Genomic DNA, 14,470 nt, shown 5'->3' on the forward strand with positions numbered 1-14,470 from the left:
GTTCCGCTACCGCGCCGGAGGGGTCAGACCTCCAGCTCCCCTTCGATCTTGCGTAGCTGGTGGCGGGCCATGGCCAGATTGGCACGGTTCCTGTCCAGGGCCAGGTAGAGGAAGAGCCCCTGGCTGTCACGTCCCTTCAGCAGGCGGATCAGGTGGTACTGGGTGCCGAGGGTGATGAGGATGTCCTCGATGCCGTCCTTCAGGCCGAGCTGTTCCATGGTGCGCACCTTGGCGCGCACCACATCGGTGTTGCCCGCGGCGGCCACCGTCAGGTCGAGTTCCTTGCCACCGCCCACAGTGCCCAGGGCCATACCGCTGGAGTAGTCGACCAGCGCGACGCCGAGGCTGCCCTCGATACTCGTCATCGCCTCTTTGAGCGCGGTCTGGGTGTTCGCCATGGTGGAGTTTCCCTAAGAATGTTGGCGGTCCGGGAGGACCGGGTGTGGCTGATGGTGGGTTGCCGTTCGTGGCTCGAAAGGAATGGCCGCCCGGTCCTCCGGGACGCTCCGACCACTGATTGAGAACTGCGGTCATCGCTGGTTAGGGACCTGTTGGCGGAGTGTTCCTCGGACCACGAAAGGTGCTGGTCACGGTGGAACGGAGCAACGAGTTTGAGCACGTCTCACACGCGGATATGGGTCGGCATCGACGCCGGCAAGGGGCATCACTGGGCGGTGGCGGTCGACGCCGACGGCGAGACACTTTTCTCGACGAAGGTGATCAACGACGAGTCGCAGATTCTCGCCCTCATCGACACCGCCCGTGAGCGGGCCGATGAAGTGCGGTGGGCGGTGGATATCTCCGGCAGGGCCTCCACCCTGCTGCTGGCCCTGCTGATTGCCCACGGCCAGCAGGTGGTCTACGTGCCCGGCCGGACGGTCAACCGTATGTCCGGCGCCTACCGTGGGGAGGGCAAGACCGACGCCAAGGACGCCCGTGTCATCGCCGACCAGGCCCGCATGCGCCCGAAGGACTTCGCCCCGCTGAACACACCCCCGGAGCTGGTCACCACCCTCCAGGTGCTCACCAACTACCGGGCCGACCTGATCGCCGACCGGGTGAGACTGATCAACCGGCTCCGCGACCTGCTGGTCGGGATCTGTCCCGCGCTGGAACGGGCCTTCGACTACTCCGCGGCCAAGGGGCCCATCGTCATGCTGACCGAGTACCAGACCCCGGCAGCCCTCCGCCGGATCGGCGTCAAGCGGCTGACGACCTGGCTGGAACGCCGCAAGGTCCGAAGCGCCGACACCGTGGCCACCAAGGCGGTGGAGGCCGCCCAGTCCCAGATGACCGTGCTGCCCGGCGAGAAACGGGCTGCCAAGCTGGTCTGCGACCTCGCCCACCAGCTGCTGACGCTGGACGAGCGGATCAAGGACAACGACCGGGAGATCCGCGAAACCTTCCGCGACGACGACCGCGCCGAGGTCATCGAGTCCATGCCCGGCATGGGGCCCATCCTCGGCGCCGAGTTCGTCGCCATCGTCGGGGACCTGTCGGGCTACCGCGATGCCGGCCGACTTGCCTCCCACGCCGGCCTGGCCCCGGTCGCGCGGGACTCCGGCCGCCGCAGCGGCAACTATCACCGGCCCAAGCGCTACAACCGGCGCCTGCGACACATCTTCTACCTGGCCGCGCAGACCGCGATGATGCGGCCCGGTCCGTCCAGGGACTACTACCTCAAGAAACGATCCGAGGGCCTGCTGCATACCCAGGCCCTGCTCGCACTCGCCCGCCGCCGGGTCGACGTGCTGTGGGCGATGCTGCGTGACAAAAGGCCGTTCACCCCCGCCCCACCGGTCACGCAGGCGGCTTGACACGATCATTGAGATTCCTTTCCCATCAATCGGGTGATGTCCGGGTGAGTCCGGATGGTGGTGGTGCGTGGGTGCCGCAGGCGTGGCCGCGGCGGTGGAACGGGCCGTGAGCAGGCCGTGGAGCGGCCGGGACGGCCCGGCGATGGTGTGCAGGGGGCGGGCTGTGCGCGGTAGGGGTTGCGCGGGGTACGGGCTGCGCGGGGTGCGAGCTGCGCGGCGTGCGAGCTGCGCGTACGACGGGCTGCGCGTACTACGGGCGACGCGTGGTGCTCGGCCCGTGCGAGGAGCCGCCGACCAGGTCGGCGATCCGGGCGCCCGACCGGCGGGCCTCCATATGGAGTCGGCCGACGTTGGTGCGGCGTCCGGCCAGGACGGTCAGCACCGCCGCGGGTCCCGCCGCGTAGGTGGCGACGTAGCCGTCCTCGCCGCGCACCAGCAACTCACGGAAGGCGCCGCGGCTGGTGGCGTCCGCGAGCGACTGCGACACCCCGAGGGCCGCGGCGGTCAGCGCGGCGACGCCCTCGGGTTCGACGGTGGCCGTGTCATGCGCCAGCACGAGGCCGTCGCTGGTGGCGGCCAGGGCACCGGTGACATCGACGACCCTGGCCCGTAACCGTCGGAGTTCTTCCAGCACATCGGGTTCGGCGGCCATCAGGTGTTTCCTCTCCGTGCGCTGTCGCAAGGTGCGTCTCATGACGGTGCGCAAGAGGCGGCCGGAGTGGTCGGGGGGTTCACAGGGTTGCCTCCAAGGCGTCACGGAGCCGACGCAGCAGATCGATACCGGGGTCGGCGAAGACGGTGCCGGGGACGGGGCCGGGCCAGACCACCGCGCCGGACCCGGGGGAGCGGGCCGGTGACGCGGTGGCCTGGGGCCGGGGGGTGTCGACATGTCCGGCGGCGGCCAGCCGCCGGATGTCGATGAGGGTGTGGAAGGCGGGGCGGCCCAGGGCTCGGGCGATGTCGGCGGGGGTGCGCACACCGTCGGCCAGCTCCAGCACCGCGCGCTGACGGCGGGTCACGGCCGGGGACCGCGGATCCGGCCGGCGGAGCACTACCGGCGCGGTGTCGACTTGGGGACAAGGCCATAAATCGTCCAGCAGTCGGCCGCGTCGCCGGGTCTCCCGTTCGACGGCGTCGGCACCCACCGGGCGGACCGGGCCCAGCCAGTGGGCGGCGCCCGGCTGGAAGCCGCGCGGGCCGCTGCCGGTACCCAGGGCGAAGTAGGCCGCGTCGAACAGCGCCCCCAGGTGGCAGATTTCCAGCTCCGCGTCCGACAGCCGACCGCTGTCGACCAGGAACCGGCCGACGCCGGGACCGTCCGTACGGCCGACCGCCTCCCGCCAGGTGTCGGCGGTCAGCCGTCCACCGGTGGTGAGCAGCACATCGATACCGGGGGCCACCGGGCTCTCGGCGTGCACGACCCGGCCCCGCGACAGATAGACGGTGCCCGCGTCGCACAGCAGGGCGCCGCTGGCCTGTTCACCGGCGAGCTCGGTGAGGCTGGGCCCGTCTCCGGATCCGCGGTGTCCCGGTCGGCCGTTGTGTCTCGCCATAGGGTTCATGTCAGGGTTCATATGAGGGTCAACCGGTCGGACAGATCGCGCAGTCGCATCCGGGCGAGGGCCAGATTCCCCTCCCGGCGGTCGAGCCATAAGTAGAAGAACACGCCGCTGTCGAAGGCTGTGTCGACGAAGCGCAGCAGGTGATAGCAGGTGCCCGTGGTGACGATGACGTCCTCCACACACGACGCCCCGCCCGCGCCTCCGGCCTCCTCCGCGTCCTCCGCCCCGACCGCCGCGAACGCCCGCTGCTCCGCGGCCATCCGGGCCAGCTCGGCCGTCTCCGCCGCCGTGGCCTCCGGGTCGTCGTCCCGCACCTCGCCGACCATCCCGAGCGCGAGTCCGCTCGTCCACTCGATCACGGCGGCTCCGCGGGCGCCGTTCACGGTCATGGCCTCGAGCAGACATTCGTCGATGCCGGGCATACGGTCTCCCCTCCTTGCGGTACCCGTGGCGCGCACCGATGGCGCTACATCAGTGACCGTGAGGTTACGCACCGTTCAGCACGAGGGGGTGAAATCCGGTAATGCTATGAAAAGGCCGGTGCGTTGTAGTAGGGTCCACGACCCCCTCAGCCCCACGGGCCCCAGCGGCCCCACCCACCACAGGGCCCCGGCGAATGCCCTGCGTACGGCGCCCCCGCCCCGCCCGGCCGCCCACGACCCGCGGTCGCGCCCCGAACTCCTCGGGTTCACCGGCCACTTCGGCCCGTGGTCGACACATAGCGCGGAGTGGTCCATGCGGCCAAGGGCCTGGAGGAGCATATTCCATAGTCCTATGTGCGGGCAGCAGAGTAGACCAGCCTCCGGCCGCCCCGGCGACATGACCTGAATCAGACATGCGGAATACGCCGCTTCTGCGTCCGGAGGCCGACGCCGTACGACATCGACTGTCGACGCCGTGGGTACGTCACGGACCCTGGGCCCACTCAAGAGCCGCGACCGTCCCCGCGGTGTGGTCATCCTCTTTTGATGCGCCCGCGGACGGCGTCGGCGAACGGCCGGTGGAGTTCCGGGCGGCGGTCGCCGATCACCCCGGAGGCGGGCGCATACGGCCGGGCCGGGGTGCCCGGCAGGCCGAAGCCCATCATCAGCAGCACGGTGGCGAGCACGGCACCGGCGAACCGCCCGAGCGCCCGAGAGGCGCGCAGACCGTAGCCGGACAGCAGCCAGTACGCCTGGAGGAGCCAGCGCTGTTCCGTCGGCCAGGTACGCGGCGGTCGTCGACACACGCGTTGTCCGGCTGGCGAACACCCCGTGCGCACAGTCCTGATCCAGTGTCACCAGCCGGGTTCCGGGGCGCTGTCGGCGGAGCCCACGGGTGCCGCGATCGGGGTGACGGGGTCATGCTCCTCACCGTTCTGCTGTGAGACCGTGGCGATCCGGCCGCATTCTGAGCGCACCGCGCCACCCCCTCACGGCCGCGCTGCTGGAGGCGTTGTCGTGGCGGCACCCGGCGGCCGGTGCGGGCTACGGGGCGCCGCCGGGCTCCGGGCCCTCGTAGCCCGGCCGGGACGACGCGTCGACGCCCACCTCGTAGCCGATCCCGGGATCGAGGGTGTTGCGGCCGATAGGGGCACCGGTCGAGTGGTCGGCGAGCCCGATGGCGACCACGTGGTCGGCCTCGACCGTGATCCCGTGCACCGCGGCTCCGCCACCGGAGTAGGTGATCGGCTCCCGCGCGGTCCCGCCCCGGGTGATGGCCGGCCGCCGCCGGGACAGGTCGCCGTCGAAACACACCACGTCCCCGGTCCGTGCCGAACGGGCGGTGTCCCGGGGATCGGTGGTGTGCCGGGTGCGGTGCGCGGTGTCCGCGCCGCTCGACCTCCAGGATCCGGCCAGCACGGCCGGCAGCGCGAGCAGTGAGACGGCGAGGAAGCCGATGACCAGTTTCCGTGTGATCCGCATGGCGGTCACCGTAGGCGCGGGCTCCCGGGACCGGTCCCGGGAGCCCGGAGCCCTACTCGGGTACCGGAGCGGGTACCGGAGTGACCACCGGAGCGGCGAACCCGTCCGCGCGGATGTGGGCCATGGGGTTTCCAGCCACCCGGTACCGTCCGTTCGGCACCTCGCGGGACCAGGTCACATGGACGGTCAGCGGGCCCGCCCATTCGTATCCGTTCCTCTCCGCGTGGCGCAGCAGGCTGTCGGTGAGCACCTGTCCCACCGAGCAGCCGCGCCGGGTCAGCTCCCCGTACACGCCCTCGGACAGCTCGACGTCGTAGGCGTTGGGGACCACCACCCGCTTCGGTCCGCAGACCACGGCGTGGTCGTCGCACTCCCGTTGCAGCGCTTCGACGAGTTCCACGGGTCCGCTCCGGGACATCTTGGCGAGCAGTCCTTCCTGCCAGCGTTCGAGCGCTCGTTCCCATCGGCTCAGCGTCTCCATGGCGTCCCGGTTTCCCGGAAAGGATCACCTCATGCCCCGTCGGTGCGGGTTCGCCGGTGCGGGCCGGTGCGGGGGCGCCGGTCGGATCACCAGCGCCCCCGGCCGTGGTCAGCCGCGGAGCGGACCGAAGAAGACCCGCAGACCGGCGGCGACACTGCCGGGCAGCTCCATGGCCACGAAGTGGTGCCAGCCCGGGCTGCCCACCGGCCAGTGGGTGACGGTGTTGTGGCGCTCGGCGAGCCGGCGGATTCCGGGCGGGCCGTTGTGGACACCGGTCGGCGCGGCCTGCCGGCCCTCCGGCCAGGCGAACTCGGTGGACTCGGTGGACTCGTACATGTACCACGAGGAGGAACCGAAGGTGTCGGTGAGCCAGTAGAGGGTCAGATTGGTCAGCAGCAGATCGCGGTCGAGTATCTCGTCCGGCAGCTTGTCCACCATGGTGAACTCCTTGAACTTCTGCGTCATCCAGGCCAGCGCCCCGACCGGGGAGTCGTACCGGGCGAAGGCGAAGGTCTGCGGCGCGGCGCGCAGCAGCGCGTGGTGGTCCACACCGGACATCCAGTCCTGGCTCTGCATGAAGGCGAAGACGGCTCGCTCCTCCTCGTTCATCTCGGGGAGGTCGGCCTCGGTGGGGAAGCCGAGCCCGCCGATCACATAGACGCCGACCACCTGGTCCGGAGCGGCCTTGGCCACCTCGGGGGCGATGTACGCCCCGAGGTCGCCGCCCTGGACGCCGTAGCGGTCGTAGCCGAGGCGGCGCATCAGCTCCGCCTCAGGCTGCCCACCCGGGCGACGTGCCAGCCGGTGGTGGGCGGCGGGGCGGAGAAGCCGAACCCGGGCACCGAGGGGACGACCACGTGGAACGCCTGGGCGGGGTCGTCGCCGTGGGCGCGCGGGTCGGTGAGGTGGCCGATGAGATCGAGGAACTCCACGAAGGAGTTGGGCCAGCCGTGCGTCAGGAGGAGCGGCAGGGCGTCCGGCTCGGGGGAGCGGATATGCAGGAAGTGGATGTCCAGACCGTCGATATCGGTCATGAACTGCGGGAACTCATTCATCCGCGCCTCGGCGCGACGCCAGTCGAAGCCGGTGCGCCAGTAGTCGGCCAGCTCCTTGAGGTACGTCGTGGGAACGCCACGGCTCCAGCCCTCACCGGGCAGCTGCCGGGGCCGGCGGGCACGGGCAGTCGGTCGTTGAGATCGTCCAGGTCGGCCTGGGGATGTCGACGCGGAAGGGGCGGATCTCGGTGCTCATCTCGGCGTCCTCTGCTGGGAGTTCCTGGGCATCCGTCGTGCGATGTGCAGAACGGTAGAGGCCCTATAGGTCAGAAGATGTCGTCTATCGGAGCTCGGGGGACCGTCATCCCATCACGACGAGTAGACACTGTCTACTCAGCTCTGGTAGACAGTGTCTATGAACGAGCGGGACATGGGGCTTCAGGCCCGGCTGGTGGACGTGGGCGTCGACTTGGTGACCAGAGAGGGGGTGCAGGCTCTGTCCCTGCGCGAGATCGCGCGCCGGGCCGGGGTTTCGCACGGGGCGCCACGCCGCTACTTCCCGACCCATCTGGATCTGCTCTCCGCCATCGCGCGCCGGGGCTTCATCGATCTGGCCAACCGTGCCGCCACGGCGATCGCGCACACCGGGACCGCGCCGCGTGCCCAGATCGAGGCGGTGGCCCGGGTCTACCTCGGCTTCGCGCGCACCGAGCGCGGCATGTACGAGCTGATGTTCCGCCACGATCTGCTGGAGAGCGACCGGCTCAGGCTGCGGGACACCAGTCTGCCGCTGTTCGGTGTGCTGGTGGACCTCGTGGCCCGCGCCCGGCCGTCCTCCGGTGCCGAACCGGCTCTGGTGGCAGGGGCGTTGTGGGCGAATCTGCACGGCATCGCCCAGCTGTGGGGGTGGGGCAGCCTCCAACTCGCCACCGGCAGCGAGGACATCGAACCGCTGCTGCGCGCCGCGGTGGACGCCCACCTCGGACCGGAGGCCCGATGAGCACCGTGCGCCGGCGGCGCCTCACCCTCGTCAGCAGTATCACCGGGGCGGTGATCGTCGCCATGGACGGTACCGTGCTGACGATCGCCCAGCCCGCCCTGGGCCGGGAGCTCGACGCCACCTACGCCCAGGTCCAGTGGACCAGCACCGGATACCTGATCGCGGTGGCCAGTCTGCTCGTGTTCGCGGGCCGTCTCGGCGACCGGTACGGCCATCGGCGGATCTTCGCCTCGGGGGTGCTGGGCTTCGCGGCCACGTCGGCCGGGATCGGCTTGGCGGACGGAGTCGGCTGGGTGATAGGGCTGCGCGTCGCCCAGGGCGTCTTCGGCGCGCTGCTGCAACCGGCCACCCTCGGGATGTTGCGGGCCGCCTATCCGCGCGACAAGCTCGGCATGCCCATCGCGCTGCGCACCGGAGCCATCGGCGTGGCCGCCGCGGCCGGGCCGCTCGTGGGTGGCGCGCTTGTCGCCCACCTGGGCTGGCGGGCGGTGTTCTTCCTCAACGTCGTGCCCGCCCTCGCCGTGGGCGTCCTCGCACTCACCGACCGGATCCCGGAGCCCCGGCAGCCCCGGGAGGACGCGGCCGACCACCGGCTCGACCTGCCCGGCGCCTGTCTTCTCGCGGTGGCTCTGATATGTCTGGTGCACACGCTGGTCGCGATACCGGAGACCGGCTGGACGGTGGCCAACGCCCTGGGGCTCGTCGCCGTCGCGGCGGCCGGCGGGGCCTTCGTCCAGCACGAGCGGCGTATGGCGAGCCCGCTGGTGCCGCCCAGCGTGCTGCGCTCGGTGCCCGTCACCTCGGCGCTGGGTGTCCTGGTGGCCGCGTCGGCCGCGATGTCCGGGGCGCTGTTCCTCGGGACGTACTTCCTTCAGGACGTCCTCGCGCTGGATCCGCTCGACAGTGCCCTGAGGGCGCTGCCCGGGGCCGTGATGATGGTGCTGAGCGCGCCCGCCTCCGCCATGCTGATGCGATGGCAGGGGGCCCGGCGGACGGTGGTGGCCGGGATGGCGCTCATGGTCCTCGCCGCCCTGCTGATGTCCGGCCTCGAACGGTCCTCGACCCCGGTCGCGATCGGCGGCTGCTTTCTGCTCCTGGGGGCCGGGTTCGGCACGGTGATGGTCACCGCGACCCATGTGATCGTGCACCAGGCGTCGGTGGACTCCGCCGGGGTGGCCGGGGGACTCCAGCAGACCGCGATGAACATCGGCCCGGTGCTGGGCATCGCCGTCACGACCACGCTGATGACACTCACCGCGCCGGGTACCGCAGCCGGTGGCCGGGGCGCGGGGGAGGGGCCACGGCTGCCCGCGGATGCCTTCCTCACCGCCATGCGGCCGACGTTCGCCGCCCTTGCCGCCTTGGCCGCCGTCGGCGCGATCCTGGCCGCCCGTCTGCCCGGCCGTACCCCGCTCACGCGCGGGCAGACGGCACTGTCCGAGGCGGCGGCCTCCGCCCCGGACTCGGCGTCACGGGGCTGACGCCGCGCGCGGTACGGGCCACGGGGCACGGCAGTCAGCGGCGCCCCCGTACTCGGGCCGTTGTCGCCCCCCACTCGGGGAGACACCGGCCCGGGCGGCACCGGCGAAGAGGCGCCGCGCGGACCGCGGCGCCGGGCGAGTGCTACGCCCCGGCGGTCAGCCGTGGATCGGCGCGTGGCCGCGCGGGGGCACCGTCCGGGGCCGGGTCAGCGGCCCCGGCCCCGTTCCCGGCCCCGTCCTCCGCGGCCGCCCCCAGCTGTGCCGCCACCGCGTCCGTACGGCGCCGCAGCGCGAGCACCCGCTCGGCCGCCCCGACCTCCAGCGGCGCCGGCTCCGCCGGGAGGACCGGTACCCCCCATGGACTCGGCCGTGACGACCAGACTGTGCACCACCTCGGGCTGCTGGGCCAGCGGCGCGGTGGTGAACAGCTGGGCCCGCAGCGACTTCTCCCGGCCGAGCAGCCCCCGGTAGACGATCTCGCGGGCCACCTCCCGGGTGTCCAGCCGCTGTTCACCGGACTGCTCCAGGGCGGCGAGGGCCACTGTGCCCAGGCCCTCGACCACCTTGGTCACCGCCCGTGTGCGGCCGGGGAGCGGAGGCAGCAGATCACGGACGCGGTCGATCTCGGCGTCGAATCCGTCCGTGGCCGCTGATGTCACCGCGCCCGCGGCGGATGTCACCGCGTCACCGATACCGCGCAGCCTGCCCCTTGTCCCCCACGTGGTGCCGCTTCCTTCCGTCCGGCTGTAGTCGGACGCAGTGTCTCAGTCCAGGGCTACGAGCAGATCGCCGCCCTCCACCTGCTGGATCGTGTTGATGGCGATCCGGGACACCGTTCCGCCCTTCGGGGCGGCGATGGTGGCCTCCATCTTCATCGCCTCGATCGTCGCCACCGTGGCACCGGCCTCCACCTGGTCGCCCTCGGACACCGTCAGGGTCACCACGCCCGCGAACGGTGCCGCAACATGGCCGGGGTTGGACCGGTCGGCCTTCTCGGTCACCGGTACATCGGTCGCCGCCGAGGTGTCCCGCACCTGGATCGGGCGCAGCTGGCCGTTGAGCGTGGACATCACCGTGCGCATCCCGCGCTCGTCGGCGTCGCCCACCGCCTCCAGCTCGATGAGCAGCCGGACACCGGGGTCGAGGTCCACCGTGTACTCCTGCCGCGGGCGCAGCCCGTAGAAGAAGTCCTTGCTGTCCAGCACGCTGGTGTCGCCGTACGCCTCGCGGTGCGTCTCGAACTCCTTCGTCGGCCCGGGGAACAGCAGCTGGTTGAGCGTGGCCCGCGGCTCCTTCTCCAGCCGCTCACGGTCCTCAGCGGACAGCTCCCCGTCGGTCGGCTTCGAGGCGCCGCGGCCTTCCAGCGCCCGGCTGCGGAACGGCTCCGGCCAGCCACCGGGCGGATTGCCCAGTTCACCGCGGAGGAATCCGATGACCGAGTCCGGGATGTCGAAGCGGTTCGGCTCGGCCTCGAAGTCCTCCGGCGACACCCCGGCCCCCACCAGGTGCAGCGCCAGGTCGCCGACCACCTTCGAGGACGGGGTGACCTTCACCAGATGGCCGAGGATCCGGTCCGCTGCGCTGTACATCGCCTCGATCTCCTCGAAGCGGTCCCCGAGGCCGAGCGCGATGGCCTGGGTGCGCAGATTGGACAGCTGCCCGCCGGGGATCTCGTGGTGGTACACCCGCCCGGTCGGCGAGGCGAGCCCCGCCTCGAACGGTGCGTAGATCTTGCGAACGGCCTCCCAGTACGGCTCCAGCGCGCCGACCGCCTCCAGGCTGAGCCCGGTGGGCCGCTCGGAGTGGTCGGTGGCGGCCACGATGGCCGACAGGGACGGCTGCGAGGTGGTGCCCGCCATCGACGCCACCGCCCCGTCCACCGCGTCCGCACCGGCCTGGATCGCCGCCAGATAGGTGGCCAGCTGGCCGCCCGCGGTGTCATGGGTGTGGATGTGCACCGGCAGGTCGAACTCCCGGCGCAGCGCGGACACCAGCTTCACCGCGGCCGGGGCGCGCAGCAGCCCCGCCATGTCCTTGATGGCCAGCACATGGGCGCCCGCGTCCACGATCTGCTCGGCCAGCCGGAGGTAGTAGTCCAGCGTGTAGAGCTGCTCCGAGGGGTCGGACAGATCCGAGGTGTAGCAGAGCGCGACCTCGGCCACCGCGGTGCCCGTCTCCCGCACCGCGTCGATGGCCGGTCGCATCTGCCCCACGTCGTTGAGCGCGTCGAAGATGCGGAAGATGTCGATCCCGGTGGCGGCGGCCTCCTGGACGAAGGCGTTGGTCACCTCGGTGGGGTAGGGCGTGTAGCCCACGGTGTTCCGGCCGCGCAGCAGCATCTGGAGGCAGATGTTCGGCACCGCCTCGCGCAGCGCGGCCAGCCGCTCCCAGGGGTCCTCGGCGAGGAAGCGCAGTGCCACGTCATAGGTGGCGCCGCCCCAGCACTCCAGGGACAGCAGCTCGGGCGTGGTCCGCGCCACCACCGGGGCCACGGCCAGCAGGTCCTTGGTGCGTACCCGGGTGGCCAGCAGCGACTGGTGAGCGTCGCGGAAGGTGGTGTCGGTGACCCCGATCGTCGGCGACTCGCGCAGCCACCGCGCGAAGCCGTCCGGGCCGAGCTCGGTGAGCCGCTGCCTGGACCCGGCGGGCGGCTCGATGGCGGGCAGCCGCGGCAGCTTCTCGGTGGCGTCGATGAGATGGGGCCGCTCGCCGTGCGGCTTGTTCACCGTGACATCGGCGAGGTAGGTGAGCAGCTTGGTGCCGCGGTCGGCGGAGTGCCGCGCGGTCAGCAGATGCGGCCGCTGCTCGATGAACGAGGTGGTTACCCGCCCGGCCTGGAAGTCCGGGTCCTCCAGCACCGCCTGGAGGAACGGGATGTTGGTGGACACACCGCGGATCCGGAACTCGGCCACGGCGCGCCGGGCGCGGCCGATCGCGGTGGCGAGGTCCCGGCCCCGGCAGGAGAGCTTGACCAGCATCGAGTCGAAGTGGGCGCTGATCTCGGTACCGGCGTGGGCGGTGCCGCCGTCGAGGCGGATACCCGAACCGCCCGGTGAACGGTAGGCGCTGATCATGCCGGTGTCCGGGCGGAAGCCGTTGGCCGGGTCCTCGGTGGTGATCCGGCACTGGAGCGCGGCACCGCGGGTGTACACCGACTCCTGGGCCAGCCCGAGGTCGGCCAGGGTCTGCCCGGACGCGATCCGCAGCTGCGACTGCACCAGATCGACGTCGGTGATCTCCTCGGTCACCGTGTGCTCGACCTGGATGCGCGGGTTCATCTCGATGAACACATGCTGTCCGTCGCGGTCGAGCAGGAATTCCACGGTGCCCGCGTTGCGGTAGCCGATCTGCCGGGCGAACTTCACCGCGTCGGCGCAGATCCGCTCGCGCAGCCCGGGGTCGAGATTGGGCGCCGGCGCGAGCTCGATCACCTTCTGGTGGCGGCGCTGCACCGAACAGTCGCGCTCGAAGAGATGGATGACATTGCCCTCGCCGTCGGCGAGGATCTGCACCTCGATGTGGCGCGGTTCGACGACGGCCTTCTCCAGGAACACCGTCGCGTCACCGAAGGCGGCATCGGCCTCACGGGACGCCGCCTCGATGGACTCGCGCAGCGTCGAGGCGTCCTCGACCCGGCGCATCCCGCGCCCGCCGCCACCCGCCACCGCCTTGACGAACACCGGGAAGCCGAGCTCCTCCGCGGCCCGTACCAGCTCGTCCACATCGGTGGAGGGCTCGGATGAACCGAGCACCGGGACCCCGGCCGCGCGGGCCGCGGCCACCGCGCGCGCCTTGTTCCCGGTCAGCTCGAGGATCTCCGCGCTGGGGCCGACGAAGGTGATCCCCGCCTCCTCGCACGCTCGCGCGAGATCGGGGTTCTCGGACAGAAAGCCGTATCCGGGATAGACCGCGTCCGCCCCGGCCTCACGGGCGGCGGCGACGATCTCCTCGACGGACAGATAGGCGCGCACCGGATGTCCCGGCTCACCGATCTCGTACGCCTCGTCCGCCTTCAGCCGGTGCAACGAATTGCGATCCTCGTGGGGGAAGACCGCGACCGTCCTCGCCCCCAGCTCATAGCCGGCGCGGAAGGCGCGAATGGCGATTTCTCCACGGTTGGCGACCAGCACCTTGCGGAACATGCCCGATCCCTTCTACCTGCCCGGTACGACCACAAGCCTGCCCCGTACGGGCATGAGCTCGCGGGCGACACTACTGCCGAGTTGCGCACAGGCCGCCCCCATGTGATCCACTTCTCGTGACGTATGCCGTCCTCCTACCCAGCCGACCGGATTCATCCCGCCGCTATGTGAGACGCCTGCGTGGTGGCCGTCACGTGCCCCGGGGCGAGATGGTGGCCGTCATGCGCCCCGGGGGCGCATACGGTGGTACGCCGTCGCCCCGCACGAGAGGACCGCGCCGTATGCCCGCCCCCGCCTCAGGCCCGCAGTCCGTCGACCGCGCGCTGGACATCCTGGACGCGGTGGCGGAGGCCGCCCGCCCGGTCAGCGCGAAGGCGCTCGCACGGCGGCTCGGCTGCTCCCTGTCCACCGTGTACCACCTCCTGGGTCCGCTGACCGTCCGTGGCCATCTGATGCGCACCGGTGACGGCTATGTCACCGGCCCCCGGGCCGTCGCGCTGCACCGCTCCTTCCGGCGGCATCTGCGGGTGCACCCCGGCACGGCCGAGCTGATGCGGCGGGTACGGGAGACCGCGGGGCTCCCGGCGTATCTCACCGCCTACCGGGACGGGCGGATCACGATGATCGACTCCACCAACCCGGCCACCGACCTCGACGACCCCTTCACCCCCGGCCCCGAGGTACGGGCGCATGCCACCGCACACGGCAAGATGCTGCTGGCCCAGCTGCCCCGGGCGGCCCGCCACCGCTATCTGGACACCCATGGCATGGCCCGGCTGACCGAGCGGACCATCACCAGCGCCGACCGGTTCGACGCCGAGCTGGCCCGGGTGCGGGGGGACGGCGTGGCCGTCTCGATCGGCGAGGCCGACCCGGCGTACGCCTGTCTCGCGGTGCCCCTCGCACCGCCGGACGCCGGTCCGGGGCGGGTGGCGCACGCCCTGTCGGTGTCCCTGCCCGCCGAGGACTTCCCGCGGCGGCACGGCGAGGTACGGGCGGTGCTGACCCGGGAGGCGGCCCGGCTGGGGCCCGGTGGCTGAGCGGCCTCGCTGAAGTCCGGTGCGGTTCGGTTGCGCCCCGAAGGGGCG

The 14,470-nt window shown here is 71.6% G+C and carries 15 protein-coding genes; 4 read left to right on the forward strand and 11 right to left on the reverse strand.

Annotated elements, in window-relative coordinates; genetic code table 11:
- Positions 1-23: 23 nt before the first annotated feature.
- Complete coding sequence (locus HUT19_RS36670; RefSeq protein WP_176184925.1) at positions 24-398, reverse strand: hypothetical protein; 375 nt, start codon at positions 396-398, stop codon at positions 24-26.
- A gap of 213 nt (positions 399-611) precedes the next feature.
- Between HUT19_RS36670 and HUT19_RS36675 the strand changes: the two genes are divergently transcribed.
- The gene (locus HUT19_RS36675; RefSeq protein WP_176179363.1) at positions 612-1,817 is read left to right on the forward strand and encodes an IS110 family transposase; all 1,206 of its coding nucleotides are present in this window, start codon (positions 612-614) and stop codon (positions 1,815-1,817) included.
- Between the two features lie 250 nt (positions 1,818-2,067).
- On the opposite strand, the gene HUT19_RS36680 is transcribed toward HUT19_RS36675, so the two are convergent.
- The 8 genes from HUT19_RS36680 to HUT19_RS43640 all read right to left on the reverse strand — a co-directional run bounded on the left by HUT19_RS36680 (position 2,068) and on the right by HUT19_RS43640 (position 6,921).
- On the reverse strand, positions 2,068-2,511 hold the full coding sequence (locus HUT19_RS36680; RefSeq protein ID WP_176184927.1) for a roadblock/LC7 domain-containing protein: 444 nt from the start codon (positions 2,509-2,511) through the stop codon (positions 2,068-2,070).
- A gap of 37 nt (positions 2,512-2,548) precedes the next feature.
- Positions 2,549-3,370: a transcriptional regulator gene (locus HUT19_RS36685; protein ID WP_176184929.1), complete on the reverse strand. Its 822-nt coding sequence runs from the start codon at positions 3,368-3,370 to the stop codon at positions 2,549-2,551.
- Between the two features lie 17 nt (positions 3,371-3,387).
- Complete coding sequence (locus HUT19_RS36690; protein WP_176184931.1) at positions 3,388-3,801, reverse strand: hypothetical protein; 414 nt, start codon at positions 3,799-3,801, stop codon at positions 3,388-3,390.
- A gap of 533 nt (positions 3,802-4,334) precedes the next feature.
- Positions 4,335-4,607, reverse strand: coding sequence for a hypothetical protein (locus HUT19_RS36695; RefSeq protein WP_176184933.1), 273 nt, complete (start codon positions 4,605-4,607; stop codon positions 4,335-4,337).
- A gap of 238 nt (positions 4,608-4,845) precedes the next feature.
- Positions 4,846-5,283 carry a hypothetical protein gene (locus HUT19_RS36700; protein WP_176184935.1) on the reverse strand — a complete coding sequence of 146 codons (438 nt, stop codon included), beginning with the start codon at positions 5,281-5,283 and terminating at the stop codon, positions 4,846-4,848.
- Positions 5,284-5,335: 52 nt separating this feature from the next.
- Positions 5,336-5,764 carry a DUF3662 domain-containing protein gene (locus HUT19_RS36705; RefSeq protein WP_176184937.1) on the reverse strand — a complete coding sequence of 143 codons (429 nt, stop codon included), beginning with the start codon at positions 5,762-5,764 and terminating at the stop codon, positions 5,336-5,338.
- A 108-nt stretch (positions 5,765-5,872) separates the two neighbouring features.
- Positions 5,873-6,526: an alpha/beta fold hydrolase gene (locus tag HUT19_RS43635; protein WP_254885981.1), complete on the reverse strand. Its 654-nt coding sequence runs from the start codon at positions 6,524-6,526 to the stop codon at positions 5,873-5,875.
- A complete protein-coding gene (locus HUT19_RS43640; RefSeq protein WP_254886281.1) occupies positions 6,526-6,921 on the reverse strand; it encodes an epoxide hydrolase N-terminal domain-containing protein in 396 nt (131 codons plus the stop codon). The genes HUT19_RS43635 and HUT19_RS43640 overlap by 1 nt, the downstream gene beginning before the upstream one ends.
- Before the next feature lie 253 nt (positions 6,922-7,174).
- Here HUT19_RS43640 and HUT19_RS36715 point away from each other — a divergent pair, with 253 nt between their 5' ends.
- Both HUT19_RS36715 and HUT19_RS36720 read left to right on the forward strand, forming a co-directional pair.
- Complete coding sequence (locus HUT19_RS36715) at positions 7,175-7,759, forward strand: TetR/AcrR family transcriptional regulator (protein ID WP_176184939.1); 585 nt, start codon at positions 7,175-7,177, stop codon at positions 7,757-7,759.
- A complete protein-coding gene (locus HUT19_RS36720) occupies positions 7,756-9,240 on the forward strand; it encodes an MFS transporter (protein ID WP_176184941.1) in 1,485 nt (494 codons plus the stop codon). The genes HUT19_RS36715 and HUT19_RS36720 overlap by 4 nt, the downstream gene beginning before the upstream one ends.
- A gap of 206 nt (positions 9,241-9,446) precedes the next feature.
- On the opposite strand, the gene HUT19_RS36725 is transcribed toward HUT19_RS36720, so the two are convergent.
- The gene (locus tag HUT19_RS36725) at positions 9,447-9,920 is read right to left on the reverse strand and encodes a hypothetical protein (protein WP_176184943.1); all 474 of its coding nucleotides are present in this window, start codon (positions 9,918-9,920) and stop codon (positions 9,447-9,449) included.
- 84 nt (positions 9,921-10,004) lie between these two features.
- Complete coding sequence (locus HUT19_RS36730; RefSeq protein ID WP_176184945.1) at positions 10,005-13,382, reverse strand: pyruvate carboxylase; 3,378 nt, start codon at positions 13,380-13,382, stop codon at positions 10,005-10,007.
- A 281-nt stretch (positions 13,383-13,663) separates the two neighbouring features.
- Here HUT19_RS36730 and HUT19_RS36735 point away from each other — a divergent pair, with 281 nt between their 5' ends.
- Positions 13,664-14,422, forward strand: a complete 759-nt coding sequence (locus tag HUT19_RS36735; RefSeq protein ID WP_176184947.1) for an IclR family transcriptional regulator — start codon at positions 13,664-13,666, stop codon at positions 14,420-14,422.
- The last annotated feature ends 48 nt before the right edge of the window (positions 14,423-14,470 follow it).

The organism is Streptomyces sp. NA02950 (assembly GCF_013364155.1).
Taxonomy (GTDB): domain Bacteria; phylum Actinomycetota; class Actinomycetes; order Streptomycetales; family Streptomycetaceae; genus Streptomyces.

Excerpts from the sequence above, each read along its gene's own strand:
- HUT19_RS36670 (WP_176184925.1), bottom strand. The coding sequence starts at position 398 with ATGGCGAACACCCAGACCGCGCTCAAAGAGGCGATGACGAGTATCGAG.
- HUT19_RS36680 (WP_176184927.1), bottom strand. The coding sequence starts at position 2,511 with ATGAGACGCACCTTGCGACAGCGCACGGAGAGGAAACACCTGATGGCC.
- HUT19_RS36685 (WP_176184929.1), bottom strand. The coding sequence starts at position 3,370 with ATGGCGAGACACAACGGCCGACCGGGACACCGCGGATCCGGAGACGGG.
- HUT19_RS36690 (WP_176184931.1), bottom strand. The coding sequence starts at position 3,801 with ATGCCCGGCATCGACGAATGTCTGCTCGAGGCCATGACCGTGAACGGC.
- HUT19_RS36700 (WP_176184935.1), bottom strand. The coding sequence starts at position 5,283 with ATGCGGATCACACGGAAACTGGTCATCGGCTTCCTCGCCGTCTCACTG.
- HUT19_RS36705 (WP_176184937.1), bottom strand. The coding sequence starts at position 5,764 with ATGGAGACGCTGAGCCGATGGGAACGAGCGCTCGAACGCTGGCAGGAA.
- HUT19_RS43635 (WP_254885981.1), bottom strand. The coding sequence starts at position 6,526 with ATGCGCCGCCTCGGCTACGACCGCTACGGCGTCCAGGGCGGCGACCTC.
- HUT19_RS36715 (WP_176184939.1), top strand. The coding sequence starts at position 7,175 with ATGAACGAGCGGGACATGGGGCTTCAGGCCCGGCTGGTGGACGTGGGC.
- HUT19_RS36720 (WP_176184941.1), top strand. The coding sequence starts at position 7,756 with ATGAGCACCGTGCGCCGGCGGCGCCTCACCCTCGTCAGCAGTATCACC.
- HUT19_RS36730 (WP_176184945.1), bottom strand. The coding sequence starts at position 13,382 with ATGTTCCGCAAGGTGCTGGTCGCCAACCGTGGAGAAATCGCCATTCGC.
- HUT19_RS36735 (WP_176184947.1), top strand. The coding sequence starts at position 13,664 with ATGCCCGCCCCCGCCTCAGGCCCGCAGTCCGTCGACCGCGCGCTGGAC.